This window comes from uncultured Clostridium sp. (assembly GCF_937920395.1).
GTDB lineage: Bacteria > Bacillota > Clostridia > Clostridiales > Clostridiaceae > Clostridium_AD.
Map to the genome: position 1 here is coordinate 1 of NZ_CALEVF010000001.1, position 5,083 is coordinate 5,083.

At 28.2% G+C, this 5,083-nt stretch carries 8 protein-coding genes and 1 pseudogene; all 9 read right to left on the reverse strand.

Annotation, left to right across the window (positions count from 1 at the left end):
• A pseudogene (locus Q0649_RS00005) lies at positions 1 to 325 on the reverse strand (DUF3578 domain-containing protein); the annotation flags it as partial.
• A gap of 1,439 nt (positions 326 to 1,764) precedes the next feature.
• Positions 1,765 to 2,097, reverse strand: coding sequence for a hypothetical protein (locus Q0649_RS00010; protein ID WP_298835966.1), 333 nt, complete (start codon positions 2,095 to 2,097; stop codon positions 1,765 to 1,767).
• A gap of 36 nt (positions 2,098 to 2,133) precedes the next feature.
• Positions 2,134 to 2,457: a hypothetical protein gene (locus Q0649_RS00015; RefSeq protein ID WP_298835968.1), complete on the reverse strand. Its 324-nt coding sequence runs from the start codon at positions 2,455 to 2,457 to the stop codon at positions 2,134 to 2,136.
• 190 nt (positions 2,458 to 2,647) lie between these two features.
• Complete coding sequence (locus Q0649_RS00020) at positions 2,648 to 2,770, reverse strand: hypothetical protein (protein ID WP_298835970.1); 123 nt, start codon at positions 2,768 to 2,770, stop codon at positions 2,648 to 2,650.
• A gap of 12 nt (positions 2,771 to 2,782) precedes the next feature.
• On the reverse strand, positions 2,783 to 2,929 hold the full coding sequence (locus Q0649_RS00025) for a hypothetical protein (RefSeq protein WP_298835972.1): 147 nt from the start codon (positions 2,927 to 2,929) through the stop codon (positions 2,783 to 2,785).
• 85 nt (positions 2,930 to 3,014) lie between these two features.
• The gene (locus Q0649_RS00030; RefSeq protein WP_298835974.1) at positions 3,015 to 3,278 is read right to left on the reverse strand and encodes a hypothetical protein; all 264 of its coding nucleotides are present in this window, start codon (positions 3,276 to 3,278) and stop codon (positions 3,015 to 3,017) included.
• A 221-nt stretch (positions 3,279 to 3,499) separates the two neighbouring features.
• Complete coding sequence (locus Q0649_RS00035) at positions 3,500 to 3,820, reverse strand: hypothetical protein (RefSeq protein ID WP_298835976.1); 321 nt, start codon at positions 3,818 to 3,820, stop codon at positions 3,500 to 3,502.
• Positions 3,821 to 4,020: 200 nt separating this feature from the next.
• The gene (locus tag Q0649_RS00040; RefSeq protein ID WP_298835977.1) at positions 4,021 to 4,326 is read right to left on the reverse strand and encodes a hypothetical protein; all 306 of its coding nucleotides are present in this window, start codon (positions 4,324 to 4,326) and stop codon (positions 4,021 to 4,023) included.
• Positions 4,327 to 4,465: 139 nt separating this feature from the next.
• Entirely contained in the window at positions 4,466 to 4,939 is a 474-nt protein-coding gene (locus tag Q0649_RS00045; RefSeq protein ID WP_298835979.1) for a hypothetical protein, read from the reverse strand.
• Positions 4,940 to 5,083: the final 144 nt, after the last annotated feature.

The following is a 5,083-nucleotide window of genomic DNA, read 5'->3' on the forward strand; positions in this document are numbered from 1 at the left end:
TAAAAGGAAAGGTGGTTTCATCCATATTTACAGTACCAATTATATATAAGTTCTGTGGGATATAAACGTCACCGTATTTATCATAAGCTCTTTCATCTTTTATATTTCTTGTTTCCATAGATGATAGAATATCACTAAAATAATACTCCACTCTCGTTAAATTCATTTCTTCAAGACATAAAAAATAAGGCTTATCTATGTTTTTCATGGCCTCGTAAGCAGCATCAATAATAATGCCTGGAACAAATTTATTTTCAATGTTTCTGTACCCTAATAGATCTGTTGCATCTGACCAGTCTGGTCTCACAGGAACTAGTTGAATCATCACCTGCGGTGCTGCAACAGCTTCGCAGAAGATGCATTGACGACTTCAGAAGGAGATGTAGACTACAATTGAATTTTTCTCTTTGTTACAGCATATAACTGCCATTTTTAAAAGTAGGAGACTATCCTTCTGAAATGTCGTTAAATCTTTGATTATCACGATTAGCACCAACTGCTTGTGCAAATAGTTCTACTATTTTACTTTTTCCAATACCTGATATACCTGAGAGAATAACAAAAGGTTTGGTTTTTAAACTAAGATAAAAATTAGTAATTAGATCTTTTGTATAATAAAATCCTTTACTCGTTATGTATTTATGAATATATGTAACTTCATCATTAATATTGCTTACCGTACTGTTTTCCGGACTAAATAATTTTCATTTCCAGTAGCCATATCTACCCATGAATCTTTTTTACTTTTCTCCATTTAGTACACCTTCTTCACTTTATAGTATGGTAATTGTATCATAATTAAGGCTAATTTTTATTGGGTTATTCAATTGTTTTACTTAACTATATTAATTAAAAAGTGCTTTAAGGGATTCCCACTGTTTGGAAATCCCTTTTAGGGTTTTATAATTTTACATTCTTTTTAAATATTATTTGTTTTATTTATTTTAACAACTATTCCCAAGGGTCAGGTACTTTTCATAGTTTTGATGTGAAGCAGACAAACTATGTTGCTAAACTTTAGAATAAATTTCAAATCCATACATATCACATTACCACTTTTGAAAGATTACTTAATAGTTCTTCTATGGCCCATGTATAATCACTTATTATCTTATTTTTAATTTCTTCATAATCTTGCTAATCATAAATATGAGATTATTTCTATCTACTTGCATCATACTAGATGAACTAACGGATCTTATAATATCTTGCATTTCATTTATATACTTTTTACTCTATACTCGTTTTTCACAATGTTTTTGCATAAAAACAGAGTCAATGTTCCCTCTATTAGAAAAATCGGCTCTATTCAAGTACTTACTTGACTTATACCATACAATATTATTAATTTTTTTCTTCTTATTACATTCTTATTTCCCACCATAAGCATCATCTAACCCAGTACAATCATCCATTCCCGGATTACTTCTTACAAATGAATTTATAACTCCTTCCCAAGAACTATATTTTTTAAATAGTTTCTCTGGTATAGCCCCATCTGAATTTTGATATTATCTCATGTTTTTAGCTCTCATTGATTCTAATGCTCCTAAATTCCCCTCTTTGATATAAGTATCTATTCTATGAGCATTTCGTTCATTAACTTTCACAATTCTTAACTAATTCAAAATGCTTTCGCAGATTTTAGTATATTTAAAATAAAGCTAATACTTCTTCTATTAGAAATATCAACTCTATTCATTCTTATTATAGTCAATTCATTTATTATAAGTTAAAATTAACCCAATCAAAATCTACTGTTTTTTAAGTTAATACCTTCCATAATTCCTTTTTTATATTATCTAAATAATTATTAATTTTAATACGTTCATTAAAATCATTCCTCCACACGAAAAATTCAGATAATCCCCCTTTAGGAGGGTACAGACTACTATGAATTTCTTTAACCTCTTTAATTGTTTTATTATCTTCACAAAAATTATTTAGTATGCAATCATTCAATATTTTAACTATATACTTTACTTCATTTATTGCGAAATCAACTTCTCCCTTACCTTCTCTTTCAAGAATCTTTAGCAAATTGCTAAATAACTCAAATAATTTTAAGATGAACTTTTGATTTTCATTAACACTCATATTGATTTACCTCCTATCCCCAACCATTATACCCCCCTATTTTACCACGATTATATCATTAAAATAGTCTATACTATCTATATCAATATTTATAAATTTAAAATCTTTCGTGTACACACCTTCAACCCCATGCCATATAGCATATGCTGATGCCCTTTTAAATACTTCGTATTTTTGATCCCTTGTTATCTTCTCCAAATGTCCATTATTCTTGTTTAAAATATTATTTGCACTAATCCACCAAACTTTATCTCTAAAATCAGCGACTGTTAATATAATAGAACAACTTGAATCTTCATATTTTATTTCATCTCTACCATCATCTGTTATCTTATAATACTTTTCATATTGTTTATTCATATATTCAATTCTCCTACCTTATATTTATATGTGCTATTAGTTCATTATGGCTTACTAGATGTTTTCATTAATTAGTAAGTTCTATTTTTCTTCTTCGAACTTCTTCAAGAAAATGTTCGCACGCCTCACTTTCATTAATTGTTTAATATTTTATAACTTCTCCTATCCGTTCAATATTTTCTATTACATACTACTTACTTTTCTTATATTCTAAGTCAAACGGCCCCATCATTAAAACATCTAAATCTTTTTTATAAACGCATCTTCCTATCTTTTCATCACTAATAATTTTCATTACCTCTTGAATATTCATATTTCACTCTCCTTAACGTATTTCTTTAAGCGTACCTATTTCCATTAATTCTTTTACAGTTAATGTTATCTGAGTTTGAATTCCTCCACCTATTGGATTATATACTGCAGCTATTTTACCCTCGTTAGTTATACCACTATTATCATACAATTTCGTCAAAAATTCAGCCTTTCTTGTTGCAACTAATGTTGCATTGTATCCACCCCAGGTGCTTTTAGCTCCCGAATTAATAATATCCTAAAAATCACAAAATTTTAAAACCAAAATAAGTTTCGCAACATTGATTTATCCTCTTCATATATCCCCACATTCCTTCTGCCTCATTTCTTCCATCCCAATCATAATACTTCAATAATTTATCTTTATTATTTAATAATGTTCTTCTAATCTCATAAATAAATTTTTCTCTATTAAAATCAAACGGCGACCGTTTATTTCTCTCATTTTCAATCTGAATATACCATATATTTATTGCATCATCATATGAACTTCCCATATCAAAGTACATATTCCTATCATTTTTCGCAAGTGTATTATATAGATTTTTACCTGTAATCTTTCAATTTCCAGTTCCATCCACATTTTTTGTTAGTCGATATTTTTCTGATTTATTTTGAATACTCAAATTTCTCAATTATTTCATCCATTACTTCTTACTCTTCTCAATTTCTTTGTATCATAAAAAGAGCTAATGTTTCCAACCTGAAATATTAACTCTTATCATTATTATTATAATATATAAATTTCATTAATAGTTAAGGGCGTTCCGATATTTTTCCTATCGTTACTATCAAATTCATTACTTATAAAAGAATCAAACCAATATTCAACTACTTTTTTGTGATATATATTCTTTAGGTCATCTTTGTTATCGTTTAATCTAAAAAAACAATATTTTATGTCATCACCTATGTCTTCCATCATTCTACTGTTTTTTTGTGCATTTGCTTTTTCTTCATCACTTTGGAATAAGTTCGGAAGGCTCATTCCCGTTCCAACATTTATTTTAACCGTTCCTACTTCATCGCAAGCTTGAAATATATATTCCATATTTCACCATATATTATTTCTATCTACCTGCATAATACTAGATGAACTAACGGGTCTTATGATGTCTTTCATTTCACTATATAATTTTGCATAAGAAAAGGGCTAACACAGGATTTTTGTTTCCTATATTAGCCTTTGAATTTTAGTGTCTATTTAACTTTTTACAAATTTTTGATTACTAGGTTATACTATTTCTCCGTTTATAATTTTTTATATTTATTAGCTATTCCCAAAAGTCTTAATCCTAATTCAGAATCCAAATCCCATGAATCAACTATAGCTCTAGGATATCCAGGTATATATTTTTGTGGATTTGATGTATCCTTCATTATTTTAAGTTCTTCTATAATTCGTTGCAGCTGAGATTCATTCGCGTTGTTACCTAATCCTCTTTTGTGTAATTGTATCTCGGCCTCGATATCAGCTATTCCTTGCTCGATTAATTTAATAGTCTGTTCTTCTTTATTATTTATGGCTCCAGTATATTGTTTATGTCCTTTATCCACCGTCGTTCTACTCCTTCTTTATAACGAATTCCATTTTCAATTTAGTCACGATTAAATATGTACATATGCTAAAAGTCGATATTTCCCCTGGGAAACATCTTATTATTACCTCATGCTCTAGCTTATACCACATTATTTATTATACACAATTTGATAAATATTTTCTTAAGTTAACCTTGTTAATCCTTATTTCATTTACCTGTTGTCCTGTAAAATTTAAAATAGGTGTCTTTATAACAACTAATTCTTCTATCGTTTCTAAACTTACTGCTTTTTCAAATATAAATTGTTCCTTCTTAACAAATGCTAACTTCTTAATATATATTTCATTTGAAGTATATAAATCAATAGTGTTTGTATCAAGTAAAGTTTTATCAACCAATAGGGGCTCAAAATATTCATTTTCGTACAATACCTTATAAGTCAACCAATATATCATATCTACATCATGTTTACTCACAATTTTCGAAAAAAGATTTCCATGTATATTTCCCATAATATCTACAAATTTTTCAAATCCATAATCACAACTTTCACTAGTAATTTTAATGTTTTCCCCAACTACTTGAAAAGAATATTCTTTATTTTTATAAATACAAAATGTTTCACTCATTTCATCAACCTCATATCTTATTTAACTAGTACCCATCCCTTTGATTTTTTATATATGAATTGTGTGTTATATTTCCTAATTTTTTATTGAGGTGAATTGAAAAAGTAACTTCCACTTTGTAGAGTTAAGTTCCACTGTAAAAAA